Consider the following 15,254-nt stretch of genomic DNA (forward strand, 5'->3'; position numbering starts at 1 on the left):
TATTATGATTGTTTCTTGAAGAAATCTTTTTCCTTGAAACCATAGAAAAGCCCACCCAAAAGTAAGCCGAATAACAATATTGAACTTATTAAAGATATCGTACCACCTGTTTGAATAACCTCAGGTTCAAACTTAAAAGTAATAGTATGATCTCCAGCAGGTACTTTTAATCCTCTTAAAATATAGTCTACTCTAAAATTAGGGACTTCTTTGGTATCTATAAAAGATTTCCACCCATGTGCATAGTACATTTCAGAAAAGACAACAAGCTGTGAATCATTAGATTTAAAACTATATATTAATTCATTAGGTTCATTCTTTTTCAATTGAATAGAACCATCTGAAGTAGTTAATTCTTCTGTACCCACCAAGTCTTTAAATTTAGTATCTATTATTGCGGTATTTGTCAAATCTGTATCGCCAAGCGCTATTATTTCTTGATTAGAAGTTTCTACCCATGACACATCATTAACAAACCACGCATTCCCAAATGCACCTGGGTTTTCCTGTGCTACAGGTTGTGCCTCTGTAGGCACTATAAAATATTTCACATTTAGCATGTTTAATATTTTCATATTATTATTTGCTATATAAAAATCAAATAGATCTTGCATTCTTGCAGGCTTAGCCGCATGATATCCCCCTATTGAATTATGGAAATATGAAGTTCGTGCACTGTTAAAAGGACTCTCAGAAACATCAAAAACTCTGAACCTAGAATTATCATTAAGTATATTAACGTCTGCCTGTCTCTTTTGAAATGGTTCATTAACCACTCTAGAGGCTACAAAGTTCTCATTATTAACATATCTTCTGTCAACAATTACTAAATCTGCTAGTATTAAAACTGCAAACCCTAAAATAATTAGATTTTTAGATGCTTTTTCTTTCAAGTATGCCCAAATGAATCCGGCAGATAAAAGAACAAAAATTAGTGATCTGATAGTATCTGAAGTAAATATAGATTTCCTATCATCTTTTAGAGCACGAACAAATTCTGCTCCCATTTGCTGAATATATACATTATCACTACCTCCACTAAAATTGAATAACATAGATTTAAATAAAAGAAAAATAAGAGCAATTCCTCCAGTAATAATTGTTGCCCATTTTAAAGCATGCTCTTTTTCCTCTTTCTTCTCAAAATCATTAAAGAGTCTATATAAGCCGAATATAGCTAAGACAGGAACACAAAGTTCCACCAGAATTTGTATAGAAGAAACCGCTCTAAATTTATTATATAAAGGCACTATATCAATAAAGAACTGAGTTAAAAACTCAAAATTCTTACCCCATGAGAGCATTAATGCTAATACAGTTCCTCCTACAATCCACCACTTCAATCTACCCTTAATAAGAAAGAGTCCAAAGACGAATAAAAATATTATCGTTGCACCTATATAAGCCGGAGCACCCACAAAAGGCTGAGAACCCCAATATGTTGGAGCGCTTTCTGCAAAGTCTTTCGCTTGAAGAGGACTAGCTCCCATTTTTAATAATTGCTGATACATCTCCGATTTCTCATTCAATTTCTCTGAGCTAGAGCCTCCCATGAATCTTGGAATGAATAAATTGAAGGTTTCTGCTATTCCATAGCTATATTCTGTTATATAATCGAAATCTAAACCACTAGCTTTTTTCTGACTTCCATCAGGACCAATTGTTAAACCATTATCACCACGCGTGCTAAATTCTGTATATTCTTGAGTTGCCATTAAATTGGTAGCATTAGCTCCAATAGCTAAAACTACAGCTAAAACCATTACGCCTAATGCTTTAAAATACTGAGGTAACTGTTTCTTTCTAAAAGCATCCACTAAATAAGCACTTCCTAAAATCACCACTAATATTAATAAGTAATACGTCATTTGAAAGTGATTGGCACCAATTTCAAGCGCCATAGCAAATGCCAAGAGCAAAAATCCTGCAATATATCTGCTTCTAAAGCAAAGCAATATTCCTGCAAGAACCATAGGCATATAAGCAATAGCATGTGCCTTTGCATTATGTCCCACTCCTAAAATGATTATAAGATATGTTGAAAAACCAAAAGCTAAAGCACCAACAAAGGCGAGCTTATAGTCTAGCTTTAATACTAGTAGAAGTATATAAAACCCTAAAAAATACAGGAATAAGTAATCTGCAGGTCGCGGTAAAAATCTTAGAGCTAGATCCAGATCTTTAATAAAATTATTTGGATAATAAGCACCTAACTGATAAGTAGGCATTCCACCAAAAGCAGCATCTGTCCAATAGGTTTCTTCTCCAGTTTCAGCTTTAAAATCTTTTTGTTGCTTGCTCATCCCGATATATTGAGCAATATCACTTTGCAAGATCTCTTTACCTTGCAAAACCGGATTAAAATAAGCAAGAGAAATAATAATAAATCCTAAGAATACTAAAAGATGCGGGAGAATAGTTTTTACAGACCTAAACATTATGAAGTTTTTAATAGGCCCGAAAATTAATCAATTTCTTCGTAATCGATATACTCCCCTACCTTTTTATTGGCCTTTCGAGAATTATTTGGCTTCTTCTCAATTACCACATCACCTTCTTTCTTAGATCTTTTTGAAGGTTGTTGATTAAATTGTTGCTGAAATTTGCTACCTATTCTTTTAAGGAAGTATTTCAGTATCATTGGCCCAAACCATTTTATTAAAAGTTTGAAACCAAAATAGATCAGCATTATGATCAGAACCGTCTTTAATATGCTTTCAAATGAAGCTTCGTACATCTTTCTTCAGTTTGTGCAAAATTACTATTATAGCCAGACAAATTCCGTATTTAACTCCTAAAAAATTAATAAAATCGTCTATATTTGATTGTTTAAAAAGCACCACACATGCGTAAATTCAGCAATAAAAATCTACAGCTTCTCATATTCACATTTTTAGGAATTACAGCAAATGCGCAGTATACCGAAACCATTAATTCAAACAGACCTGGTAATTCTCAAGGGGCATTTTCTGTAGGTACAGGAGTTCTTCAATTGGAAGCTGGTGGATATTATGGCAATGACAACCATGAGATACTTGGTACAGATACTAATATTTTGGGTACAGATTATGAATTAAGATATGGTTTCCTATTTGAAGCTTTAGAAATAAATCTTAGCGGGTCTTTTCAAGCTGAGACCACAACCATTAAAGTTGGGGCCAACGATGTAGATTACAAAAGAAGCAATTTTAGAAATAACACTTTAGGAATAAAGTATCTAATTTTTGATCCGTTAAAAAGTATTACTCCAGATAAGGTAGATATTAGAAGCTGGAAAAATAATCAAAAATTTAAATGGAAAACTTTGATCCCTGCAGTTTCGGCTTATGCAGGAGCCAACTTTTATATGAAGGATAATCCCTTTTTATATGAAGGCGAGGGTCAGATCTCACCTAAATTCGCTTTAATTACTCAAAACAACTGGAGAGGCGGTTGGGTTTTGGTTATGAATTTTATTGCTGATAAAATGACAGAAGATTTTCCAACATTTCAAGGTATTATAACTCTTACACATGCTTTTACTCCACAATTTGCAGGATTTATTGAATACAATGGCCTTATAAGTGATATTTATGCAGATGATCTTGGTAGACTTGGCGCTGCCTATTTAATATCAGACGATTTTCAGGTAGATATTTCTGGATTGATGAATTTTAAAGATACCCCATCTCGCTGGCAAGTGGCAGCAGGAATTTCTTATAGATTAGATATGCATAAAAAAGATGAATTCTTAGATGATTCTTTTGAGGGTTCCCGACGAAGAAAAAGAACAGAAGAAATGCAAAATAAAGCGGCTAAAGATGCTCCCGCTTCTTCTACTGACAAAGAATAAACATACATTTCAAGAAAATAAAAAAGCCCATCAAATTGATGGGCTTTTTCTATTTATAGACTTGTAAATCTATTGCTCTGTAGAAGCTGTAATAGCTGCAGACAATCTTTTATAAGTTCCGTTTTCTAGACGCTCTCTAATTGTAGAAAAGGCTTCTAAGGTCTCTTCTATGTCTTGTAGCGTATGAGTTGCAGTAGGTATCATTCTTAAAAGGATTAATCCTTTAGGAATTACAGGATATACTACTATAGAACAGAAAACCCCATGATTTTCTCTAAGGTCTTTTACAAGCGCCATAGCTTCAGGAATACTTCCTTTTAAATAAACCGGAGTTACACAACTTTGAGTAGTTCCTATATCAAATCCTTTAGCTTTTAATCCATTCTGTAAAGCATTTACATTCTCCCAAAGCTTATTCTTAAGTTCTGGCATGGTTTTAAGCATCTCAAGCCTTTTGCGAGCACCAACTACCAATTGCATCTGTAAAGACTTTGCGAACATTTGTGAGCGCAAGTTATATTTAAGATAATCCATGATCTCTTTGTCTCCAGCAATAAATGCTCCGGTACTGGCCATAGATTTTGCAAAAGTTGCAAAATAAACATCAATATCATCCTGTACCCCTTGCTCTTCTCCAGCACCTGCTCCTGTAGCACCTAAAGTTCCAAAACCATGAGCATCATCAACAAAAAGTCTGAAATTATATTTTTTCTTAAGTTCAACTATTTCTCGAAGTTTCCCTTGTTCTCCTCGCATTCCAAAAACTCCTTCAGAGATCAATAAGATTCCTCCACCGGTTTGTTCTGCAATTTTAGTAGCACGTTGCAAGTTCTTTTCGATACTTTCCATATCGTTATGCTTATATGTAAATCTTTGACCAAGGTGTAATCTTACACCATCAATGATACATGCATGTGCGTCTACGTCATAAACTATAACATCTGCTTTAGACACTAAAGCATCTATAGTAGATACCATTCCCTGATATCCAAAATTAAGAAGATATGATGCTTCTTTACTTACAAATTCCGCAAGCTCTTCCTGTAATTTTTCGTGAAGATCTGTATGCCCGCTCATCATTCTAGCTCCCATAGGATAGGCGGAACCATAATCTGCTGCTGCCTGAGCATCTACTTTACGAACTTCAGGATGATTAGCTAAACCTAGATAATCGTTAATACTCCAAGTTATAACCTCTTGCCCTCTAAACTTCATTCGGTTTGAAATTGGTCCTTCAAGCTTTGGAAATACAAAATATCCTTCTGCTTGTTCAGCCCATTTTCCTAAAGGCCCTTTGTCCTTATATATTTTATCAAATAAATCTCTCATAGATCTTTTATTTACGAATTGCAAAAGTAGTTAAATACAACTCAATTTTAAAAAATAATCTTAATTGCTCCAGAAGCAATAAAAGTAAAAGCACCCTGTAAGATAAGGATGCTTTTTGTTATTATGTATACAGAAATGATTTCATTTATTTTATAAACTCTATTCGCTCTGTCTCTGCAAAGTTTTTAGTATCAAAAAAACCTTGCTCTGTCATCCAATCATCACTAAAAACCTTGCTCATATATCTAGAACCATGATCTGGAAATATTACTACTACATTAGAATTTTCGTCAAATTCTCCCTCCGCATTCAATTGCTTTAAGCCTTGCATTGCTGCACCACTGGTGTATCCAACAAATAAACCTTCTGTTTTAGCAAGTTCTCTAGCAGTATGAGCACTTTCCTCATCTGTTACCTTTACAAATTTGTCTATTATATCAAAATCTGTTGCACTTGGGATCAAGTTTTTCCCAAGTCCTTCTATTCTATAAGGATAGATCTCATTAGAATCAAATTCTTTAGTTTCATGGTATTTTTTCAACACAGAGCCAAAAGCATCAATTCCTATAACCTTAATATTTGGATTTTGTTCCTTCAAAAATCTAGCAGTACCAGAAATAGTACCTCCTGTTCCACTACAAGCCACTAAATGTGTGATCTTTCCTTCAGATTGTTTCCAAATCTCAGGCCCTGTAGAGTTGTAATGAGCATCCATATTCAGCTCGTTAAAGTATTGATTAATGTACACAGAACCTTTACGTTCTTCGTGTAATCTTCGAGCTACCTGATAGTAAGATCTAGGATCATCAGCAGAAACATTAGCAGGACAAACATAAACTTTTGCCCCCATAGTTTTAAGCATATCTATCTTATCCTTAGAGGATTTAGAACTAACAGCAAGAATGCACTCATAACCCTTAATAATACTCACCATTGCAATACTAAAACCGGTATTCCCAGAAGTAGTTTCAATAATAGTATCACCAGGCTTTAATATTCCCTTTTTTTCTGCCTCTTCAATAATATAAAGTGCAATTCTATCTTTTGTAGAATGTCCTGGGTTAAAAGCTTCCACCTTTGCAGCGAATGAGCCTTTAAAATCTTTAGTTATAGAGTTTAAATGTATCAACGGGGTCTTCCCTATTAATTGCAATACATTGTCATAAACCTGTATCTCTTCTTTCATAAATGAAATTCTTTTGCAACTTTAGTTTGTTTCTCCATTATTCTAAAAACTTAAAATAATCTTAATCACAAAAACCGCCCAAAGTTACGGGAAATTTTTTAATTATAAGGTAATTCCTTCAAGGTCCAATAAAAAGGCATACTCTTCAGCTACCTCTTTCAAGGCTTCAAATCTTCCAGAGGCGCCTCCGTGGCCTGCATCCATATTAGTATGGAACAGTAATAAGTTATCATCTGTTTTCTTTTCTCTTAGCTTAGCAACCCATTTTGCCGGTTCCCAATACTGTACTTGAGAATCGTGCAATCCAGTTGTAACAAGCATATTTGGATAGTCCTGACTTTTAACATTATCATAAGGCGAGTATGTTAGCATATAATCATAATATTCTTTATCATTAGGATTCCCCCATTCATCATACTCACCTGTGGTTAATGGAATACTATCATCTAACATGGTAGTTACAACATCTACAAAAGGAACTGCAGCAATAATACCATTGTATAATTGTGGCGCCATATTTATAATAACCCCCATCAATAATCCACCTGCAGATCCACCCATGGCATACAGATGTTTATTAGATGTATAGTTTTGATCTATTAAATATTTGGAAACATCTATAAAATCTGTAAAAGTATTTCTCTTCTGAAGTAATTTTCCTTCTTCATACCATTTTCTTCCTAGGTACTCACCCCCTCTTATATGCGCAATTGCATAGATAAATCCTCTATCCAACAAACTTAACCTTGTAGTAGAAAAATAAGGATCTATAGTAGATCCATAAGAGCCATAGGCATACTGTAATAATGGATTAGATCCATCTTTCTTAATACCTTTTTTATAAATCAATGAAACCGGAATTTTAGTTCCGTCTTCTGCATCTGCCCAAATTCGTTCTGTTTGATAATTATCTTTATCGAAATTACCTCCTAAAACCTCTTGCTCTTTAAGAACGGTTTTCTCTTTGGTAGCCATATTAAAATCAACTACAGAGGTAGGCGTATTTAAGGAATTATAAGTATACCTTAAAATATCAATCTCAAAATCTGGATTTATACTGGTATAAGCAGTGTAAGTTTCATTATCAAAAGGAACAAAAAAGCTTTCTCCAGTATCCCATCTTGTGATCTTTATTTTATTGAGTCCGTTATTACGCTCACTCACCACTAAATAATCTTCAAAAATATCTATATCCTCTAGTAGATAATCATCTCTATGTGGAATTACCTCTTCCCAATACTGAATTTCTGTATCGGTAACAGGTGTTTTCATCAATTTAAAATTAATCGCTCCACCCTCGTTGGTAAGAACATAAAAATGATCTTTATAATGACTTATTCCATATTCCAAACCTCTTACTCTAGATTGAAAGACTTTGAATTCTCCCTCTGGATCATTAGCGTCCAAAATTCTATATTCACTAGTTAAGGTGCTGTGAGATCCTATAATTAAATATTCCTGAGATTTAGATTTGTAGATGTAGGTATTAAAAGTTTCATCATGCTCTTCATAAACCAAAACATCATGTTTAGGATCTGTTCCCAGAATGTGTTTAAAGATCTGGTTAGATCTTAAAGTTTGTTCATCTTTCTTGGTGTAATAAAGTGTTTTATTATCATTAGCCCAAGTTGAACCTCCGGTGGTGGTATGAATTTCTTCTTTTAACAGTTCCCCAGATTCCAGATCTTTTATTCTAATTGTGTACTTTCTTCTACTTACGGTATCTACACCAAAAGCTATCAATTTATTATCCGGGCTCACATTTAAACCACCCAAACTATAATAATCAAAACCTTCAGCCATTAAATTAACATCAAAGAGAATATCTTCTGAAGTTTCTAAGGTTTCCTTTTTTCTAGAATAGACCGGATAGTCCTTTCCTTTTTCAAATCTGGTTAAATACCAATATCCATGTAGCTTGTAAGGTACAGAAGAGTCGTCTTCTTTTATTCTACCCTTCATCTCTTTAAAAAGACTTTTCTGAAATGCTGCGGTGTGAGCCGTCATCATATCATTATATTCATTTTCATTTTCAAGATAATTAATTACTGCAGGGTTCTCCCTATCATTCATCCAGTAATACTCATCTATCCTCGTTTCATTATGAGCTTGAAGCTCTTTCACTTTTTTAAGAGCCTGAGGGGCTAGAATTTCTTTTTTCAATTGCTTGTAATTTATGCTGGTGCAAAGGTAAAGCTTCCTAACAAAATAACTAAGACAATGGGCACAATTAGCTTATTTATCCATTGAATTCACTAATTTTGAAGCTCAATATTTAAAAATAAAATTTATGTTTGGAGATATGATGGGGATGATGAATAAAATCAAAGAAACCCAACAAAAAGTAGAAGAAACAAAAGAGCGTTTAAAAACTGTTCTAATAGATGAACAATCTGCAGATGGTCTTCTTAAGATCACTATTACTGCTACCAGAGAGATTAGAAATGTTTCTATTGCAGATGAGCTGATGGAAGACAAAGAGCAACTAGAAGATTACCTAGTTCTTACTTTGAACAAAGCCATTAATAGAGCACATGAAATTAATGAAACAGAATTAGCGGCAGTAGCTAAAGATGGAATGCCGGATATTCCTGGGTTGGATATGTTCAAATAAAATAAAAGCCGGTTTAATAACCGGCTTTTTAATTTTATATTCTCTTTATAAACTGATGTTATCTAGAACTTTTAAGAATCTTTGGTGACTTTCTTCAGGATAATCATGATGTGTAACTATCCTTAATTTTCCATGTCCCATATTACTTATTCTAATATTTTCCTTTTGTAGTTGCTCCATAAAACTCTTTTCATAGGAAGCTTCTTTTAGATAAAAAATAATGATATTGGTTTCTACAGGCTCAACTTCATGAATATATTCTTGCCTTCTTAGAGATCTGGCGATATCATCTGCACGCTTATGATCTTGCTCAAGCCTTTCAACATGATTATCTAAAGCATAAATTCCAGCAGCTGCCATAAATCCCATTTGACGCATCCCACCTCCAAGAACTTTACGAACTCTAATCGCATTTTTCATAAGGTCTTTATTTCCTATTAATACAGAGCCCATAGGGGTACCCAAACCTTTAGATAAACAAACAGAAATGGTATCAAATAACTTCCCGAAATCTTTGGGGTCTTGCTTTTTAGCAACTATCGCATTAAATAATCTTGCACCATCCAAGTGCAATCCTAAGCCATGCGTATTACAAACTTTTCTAATCTCTTTGATGGTCTCTAGATCATAACACGCTCCTCCTCCTTTGTTAGTAGTATTTTCAAGACATACCAAACTAGTAAGTGGGCTATGATAAAAATCTGGTGGATTGATGCTTTCTTCTACGAGATCTGCGGTTATCAAACCTCTATTTCCATCTACTAACTTACAGGAGACACCACTATTAAAGGAAACTCCTCCCCCTTCGTAATTATACACATGTGCCCATTTATCGCAAATTAATTGCTCTGCGGGCTGGGTATGTAATTTAATGGCTGCCTGATTGGCCATACTTCCGGTAGGAAAAAATAAAGCTTCATCCATACCAAACATCTTGGCTAATTTTTCTTCTAATGCATTAACCGTAGGATCTTCCTTATAAACATCATCCCCAACTTTAGCACTTATAATTGCTTGTAACATTCCTTTTGTAGGTCTGGTTACCGTATCACTTCTTAGATCTATTTCTATTGACATCATTGTTATAATTTCTTTTACTATTACATTCATTTTGAGCCAAATAAAATCTATATATAGATTCTTAACTCTTCAGTTTAAATTTGGCATAAAAATTAAGTAATTACACCGCATTATGCTGAGCTAATTTCTTTGCCTAAATCTATAAAATTATCGTTAAATACTTTCCTGAAGCCACCTTTAATTCTATTTTTACATCTAAAACACACTATTATGACTACAACAGATAATATAAAGGAACTCAAAGATCGCCTGGTTGCGTTAAGGAGGTATCTTTGACGTTGATGCCAAACAAATAGAAATCACCAATTTAGAAGAAAAGACTTTTGCTCCAGATTTTTGGGATGATCCTAAAAAGGCTGAGTTAATGATGCGCGAACTAAACACTGAAAAGAAGTGGGTAGATGACTATCATACAGCAGAAACTTTGGTTGAAGATCTTGAAGTGATCTTTGAATTTTATAAAGAGAAAGAAGCTACTGCAGAAGATGTAGCATCTAGACATACCAAAGCATTAGAGGTTATTGAAAATATGGAATTTAAGAATATGCTTTCTGAGGAAGGTGATAGCTTAAGTGCCGTACTGCAAATAACTGCCGGAGCTGGAGGTACAGAAAGTTGTGATTGGGCAGAGATGCTTATGCGCATGTATCTTATGTGGGCAGAAAAACATGGTTATAAAATAAAAGAGCTTAACTATCAGGCTGGAGAAGTTGCAGGTATAAAAACTGTAACTCTAGAGATTGATGGAGATTTTGGTTTTGGTTGGCTTAAGGGAGAAAATGGCGTTCACCGCTTGGTAAGAATTTCCCCTTTTGACAGCAACGCTAAAAGACATACTTCATTTGCCTCTGTATATGTATATCCTCTTGCAGATGATACTATAGAGATAGACATCAATCCTTCAGACATATCTTGGGAAACCATGAGATCTTCCGGAGCCGGAGGTCAAAATGTTAATAAGGTTGAAACTGCCGTTAGACTTAAGCACGCCCCTTCCGGTATTGTAATAGAAAATTCTGAGACTCGATCTCAGTTAGAAAACAAAACCAAGGCTATGCAGCTATTAAAAAGTCAGCTTTACGAGATCGAACTTCAAAAACAGCAAGCTCAACGAAGAGAGATAGAAGACTCTAAGATGAAGATAGAATGGGGATCTCAGATAAGAAATTATGTAATGCATCCTTATAAACTTGTAAAAGACGTTAGGACAGCTCAAGAATCTGGTAATGTAGAAGCTATTATGAATGGTGATATAGACCAATTCTTAAAAGCGTATTTAATGATGATGGGGCAACGGCATGAAGATTGATTTAAAACTGATCTATTACAAACTAAAGTGAAATTTATTACGTATTTTAAAGCCAAGAATTAATGGGAATACTTACAATTTATCACAATCCAAGATGTTCAAAATCTAGAGAAGGCCTTGAACTCATCAAAAATTCTGGAAAAGAATTTAAGATTAGAGAGTATTTAAAGGAACCATTAACAGAAGAAGAACTCAAAAAATTATTAGATAAATTACAGATCGAGCCCCAAATGTTGATAAGAGTTAACGAGAAAATTTGGAAAGATAACTTCAAAGATAAAAATTTTGAAAACCCTGAATTGATCAAGATTATGGTTGAGAATCCAAAGCTTATAGAAAGACCTATAGTTGAAGACGATCTTCTTGCTGTAATTGGAAGACCTCCTTCCAACATTCAATACTTACTAAAAGATACTTTATAATAAACTAAATCATCAAATCATGAAACTACAAAACAGACTCCTTTTATTAGGATTATCCACGCTGCTGGTTGGGGGATTTGTTTATACGCATATTTTCTTACACCGCAGAAATAGAAAAGATCTTGAAGATATTGCTAAAGAAATTGCACTTAATTGGAAAGATACATTAAGCTTAACAGAAGAACAATCTCTTCAATTAGAAGATATTATTGTGGAGTACACCATCAGAAAAAATGAGATCATTAATGGTGAACATAGTACCAATAAGATACAGCGTTTACAAAAGGTACAATCAAAAGAGCACAGAAGACTAAGAAAATTGATGAGTCCAGATCAATTTGATGCGTACGTAGGAATAAATAAAAAAATTCCGAACCGCATTATGGATTCATAATCAATACAGTAACATTCTTATTTAATATTTTTTGGTGGTTATAACAAGATTTTAACGATGGTTCATTAAACCATTGTTCTCTTAAGAGGTCTAACAACAAAAATATGTTATGACCACCAAAAAATTACTTCTCCTTAGCACGCTGTTGCTATTTATTGTTTCACTCCACAACACAGCTTTTGCTCAAAAGAAAGAATTCAACATCACGGGAAAAGTGATCGATGATGATCTTAAAGTTCCTTTAGAATACGCTACTGTAATTGTAACTAAAGTAAGTGATCCAAGTTATGTAAATGGTGGTGTTACAGATTTAAAAGGTAATTTTTCTATAGAAGTTCCAGCCGGAATCTATAATGTAAAGATTGAATTTATCTCATTTCAAAGCAAATCCTTCAATAATAAAGATATAAATGCAGATCTGGATCTTGGAACTATTCAACTTGGCTTAAGCACTAACAGTCTAGATGAAGTAGTGGTAAGAGCAGAAACAACTCAGGTAGAAGTTAGGTTAGATAAAAAAATCTATAACATTGGGAAAGATCTTACTACCGCGGGTGGAACCGTAAGTGATGCATTAAATAATGTACCAGCAGTTACTGTAGATGTTGAAGGTGCAATTAGCCTTAGAGGAAATCAAAACGTAAAGATTTTAATTAATGGAAAGCCATCTGCCATGGCAGGTTTTGGTTCTACAGATGTATTAGGTCAACTTCCAGCAGATGCTATAGAACGAGTTGAGGTAATTACTTCTCCATCTGCCAGATATGATGCCGAAGGAACTGCAGGTATTCTGAACATTATATTAAGAAAAGAAAAGACCTTAGGGTTTAATGGTTCTTTAACCACCAATATTGGGATTCCAGAAACTTATGGAGCAACGGCCAATGTAAATTTAAGAACAGACAAATACAACATCTTCAATACAACAGGTTATAACTATAGAAAGGGACCTGGTAATGCTTTCTTTGATACTAGATATACAAACGGAGATTTTGACCGAGTAATTGAAAACAGAGATTATGATAGATTAAATAGAGGTTTCAACACTAATCTTGGGGTTGAATATTACTTAAACGATATGTCTTCTATAACCGCTACCGGATTCTGGAGATTTGGAAACGATAAGGATATTACCGAGAATTTTACCCAGAAGTTTAACGATGGAACCTTAGAACTCGAAACTTTAAGAGAAGAAGTTCAGGAAGAGAAAGATAATAGCTTCCAATTTGCGTTAAACTACATTACAAAGTTCAATGAAAAAGGTCATAAATTAACTGCAGATTTTCAATATGAAAAAAGCAGTGATGAAGAGCCATCCTTTATTACAGAAACTCCATTATTTGAAAATACTCCGGGGTTAGCAGGGTTTTTACCTTCAGAAAAAGTACTTAATGAAGAAGATCAGACAGAATATTTAATACAAGCAGATTATGTGCTTCCGTTTGGCGAGAACTCTCAATTTGAAGCAGGTTATAGAGGGAATTTTAAAGAAGAGATCACAGATTATAGATTAGATGTTCAAGATCCAATAAGCGAGCAATTAGTTCTAAGCCCACTTACCAATATATTTTCATATACAGAAAATGTAAACGCTTTGTATACTCAGTATGGAACTAAATTTGGAGAATTCTCTTTCTTACTAGGATTAAGATTAGAAAACACGCAACTAAAAGGAGATATAGATAGTCCGCTTACAGATGCAGAGATAGAAGAAGAATTTGGCTTTCCTATAGATACAAATTTTGATAATAATTATTTAGGTTTATTCCCTACGGTAAACCTTATTTATGAACTAAGTGAAACTGAAAATGTTACCTTAGGATATAACAGAAGAATAAACAGACCTAGAGGTTGGTTCATTAATCCATTTCCATCAAGATCTAGTAGAACCAACGTTTTTCAGGGGAATCCTAATCTAGCGCCTTCCTATGCAAATGCTTATGACCTTGGTTACTTAAAAAGATGGGATAAATTAACTCTTACCTCTTCTGTATATTATCAATATGAAACAAATGCTTTCGAAAGAGTTCAACAAGGTACCGGGCAATTGTTTAATGGTACAGAGATCATTAGAACGATTCCTATAAATCTTTCTAGCGAACAAAGAATTGGAGCTGAAGCAGGAGTACTTTACAATCCGGCAAAATGGTTAAGATTGAATGGTAGTTTTAACTATTTTCAGTTTGAGAAGGATGGTGAATATAATGATATAGATTATAGTAATAAGAATAATAGTTGGTTTGCACGTTTTAGCTCTAAAGTAAGTTTACCAGCAAAAATAGATTGGCAAACTAATGCTTTCTATAGAGGGCAACAAGAGAATTCTCAAACCAAGTCTGACGGGATTTTATCTATAGACATGGCGTTGAGCAAAGATCTATTTAAAGATAAAGCAACACTTACTTTAAATGTATCTGACTTACTTAATTCTAGAAAACGTAACTCTACAACTATTACAGATAGATTTGTTCAAGACAGCGAATTTCAATGGAGAGAGCGTCAAATAACATTATCTCTAATGTACAGATTCAATCAGAAAAAAGAAACACAACGTAGAAGACCTGCTGGAAATGACGATGGTGGAGATTATGAAGGATAGATTTTAATAATACTAAATAAAAAAGGTGGTCTAAATTAGACCACCTTTTTTATTTTATAAAGATACGTTTGATTTAATAATGCCTTAGTTCAAATAAACTATGAAAGACAATAAAAAATCCAGGGAATTTTCTAAGATAAATTCTTTCTAGAATTTTCTTCTCTTTCCAGGCGTTTCTTTTCTTTCTTCATTTTATACTTTTCTAATAATGAACCTCCTATCCAGTAAGGTAGAATACTCATTAAAAAAATCATTAACCAAAATCCCATGGTTAAGATAATAAGAAAAGCTAAAAAGCCAAGGTATTGATCAAATTCAAACATAATTTCAGGAGATTTTCAAATAATAGCAAAGATAGTAACTCTATCTTGCCTATGCCAACAAAAATAAAAGTTTTTGCTTATTTTTTGTGATATCAATTAAAATTAAAATTTTTACTAAAATTGGACTTTAAATATTGAAATTTTGTAAATATTTTAAAGCTTTAAA

Annotated in this window: 13 protein-coding genes; 6 read left to right on the plus strand and 7 right to left on the minus strand. The window is 33.7% G+C overall.

Annotated features, from left to right (window positions below; genetic code table 11):
- Positions 1-2 precede the first annotated feature (2 nt).
- Entirely contained in the window at positions 3-2,438 is a 2,436-nt protein-coding gene (locus P163_RS15065) for a YfhO family protein (protein ID WP_034893089.1), read from the minus strand.
- Between the two features lie 26 nt (positions 2,439-2,464).
- Complete coding sequence (locus P163_RS15070; RefSeq protein WP_034893092.1) at positions 2,465-2,737, minus strand: DUF4834 family protein; 273 nt, start codon at positions 2,735-2,737, stop codon at positions 2,465-2,467.
- Between the two features lie 108 nt (positions 2,738-2,845).
- On the opposite strand from P163_RS15070, the gene P163_RS15075 reads away from it, so the two are divergent.
- A complete protein-coding gene (locus P163_RS15075; RefSeq protein WP_034893094.1) occupies positions 2,846-3,832 on the plus strand; it encodes a transporter in 987 nt (328 codons plus the stop codon).
- A 69-nt stretch (positions 3,833-3,901) separates the two neighbouring features.
- Here P163_RS15075 and P163_RS15080 read toward each other — a convergent pair whose 3' ends face one another.
- From P163_RS15080 to P163_RS15090, 3 genes are all read right to left on the minus strand, one after another.
- Positions 3,902-5,161 (minus strand): aminotransferase class I/II-fold pyridoxal phosphate-dependent enzyme, encoded by a 1,260-nt coding sequence (locus P163_RS15080; protein ID WP_034893098.1) that lies wholly within the window; start codon positions 5,159-5,161, stop codon positions 3,902-3,904.
- Positions 5,162-5,306: 145 nt separating this feature from the next.
- Complete coding sequence (locus P163_RS15085; protein WP_034893101.1) at positions 5,307-6,347, minus strand: PLP-dependent cysteine synthase family protein; 1,041 nt, start codon at positions 6,345-6,347, stop codon at positions 5,307-5,309.
- A 102-nt stretch (positions 6,348-6,449) separates the two neighbouring features.
- Positions 6,450-8,510, minus strand: coding sequence for a S9 family peptidase (locus tag P163_RS15090; protein WP_034893104.1), 2,061 nt, complete (start codon positions 8,508-8,510; stop codon positions 6,450-6,452).
- Between the two features lie 127 nt (positions 8,511-8,637).
- Here P163_RS15090 and P163_RS15095 point away from each other — a divergent pair, with 127 nt between their 5' ends.
- Positions 8,638-8,961 carry a YbaB/EbfC family nucleoid-associated protein gene (locus tag P163_RS15095; RefSeq protein ID WP_034893108.1) on the plus strand — a complete coding sequence of 108 codons (324 nt, stop codon included), beginning with the start codon at positions 8,638-8,640 and terminating at the stop codon, positions 8,959-8,961.
- A 45-nt stretch (positions 8,962-9,006) separates the two neighbouring features.
- Here P163_RS15095 and P163_RS15100 read toward each other — a convergent pair whose 3' ends face one another.
- On the minus strand, positions 9,007-10,071 hold the full coding sequence (locus P163_RS15100; RefSeq protein ID WP_410503400.1) for a threonine aldolase family protein: 1,065 nt from the start codon (positions 10,069-10,071) through the stop codon (positions 9,007-9,009).
- 180 nt (positions 10,072-10,251) lie between these two features.
- On the opposite strand from P163_RS15100, the gene prfB reads away from it, so the two are divergent.
- The 4 genes from prfB (at position 10,252) to P163_RS15120 (ending at position 14,765) form a co-directional block, all read left to right on the plus strand.
- A protein-coding gene (prfB, locus tag P163_RS15105) for a peptide chain release factor 2 (protein WP_156100721.1) occupies positions 10,252-11,350 on the plus strand; the annotation gives its coding sequence in 2 pieces (ribosomal slippage) (positions 10,252-10,314 and positions 10,316-11,350; 1,098 coding nt in all).
- A 62-nt stretch (positions 11,351-11,412) separates the two neighbouring features.
- Positions 11,413-11,772, plus strand: a complete 360-nt coding sequence (gene arsC, locus P163_RS15110) for an arsenate reductase (glutaredoxin) (protein WP_316930084.1) — start codon at positions 11,413-11,415, stop codon at positions 11,770-11,772.
- 19 nt (positions 11,773-11,791) lie between these two features.
- Positions 11,792-12,166 carry a hypothetical protein gene (locus tag P163_RS15115; protein ID WP_034893111.1) on the plus strand — a complete coding sequence of 125 codons (375 nt, stop codon included), beginning with the start codon at positions 11,792-11,794 and terminating at the stop codon, positions 12,164-12,166.
- A gap of 109 nt (positions 12,167-12,275) precedes the next feature.
- Positions 12,276-14,765, plus strand: coding sequence for a TonB-dependent receptor domain-containing protein (locus P163_RS15120; RefSeq protein WP_034893114.1), 2,490 nt, complete (start codon positions 12,276-12,278; stop codon positions 14,763-14,765).
- A gap of 131 nt (positions 14,766-14,896) precedes the next feature.
- Here P163_RS15120 and P163_RS15125 read toward each other — a convergent pair whose 3' ends face one another.
- Complete coding sequence (locus P163_RS15125) at positions 14,897-15,088, minus strand: hypothetical protein (RefSeq protein WP_034893117.1); 192 nt, start codon at positions 15,086-15,088, stop codon at positions 14,897-14,899.
- Between the last annotated feature and the right edge of the window lie 166 nt (positions 15,089-15,254).

It is taken from the genome of Gillisia sp. Hel_I_29, assembly GCF_000744275.1.
Lineage (GTDB): Bacteria > Bacteroidota > Bacteroidia > Flavobacteriales > Flavobacteriaceae > Gillisia.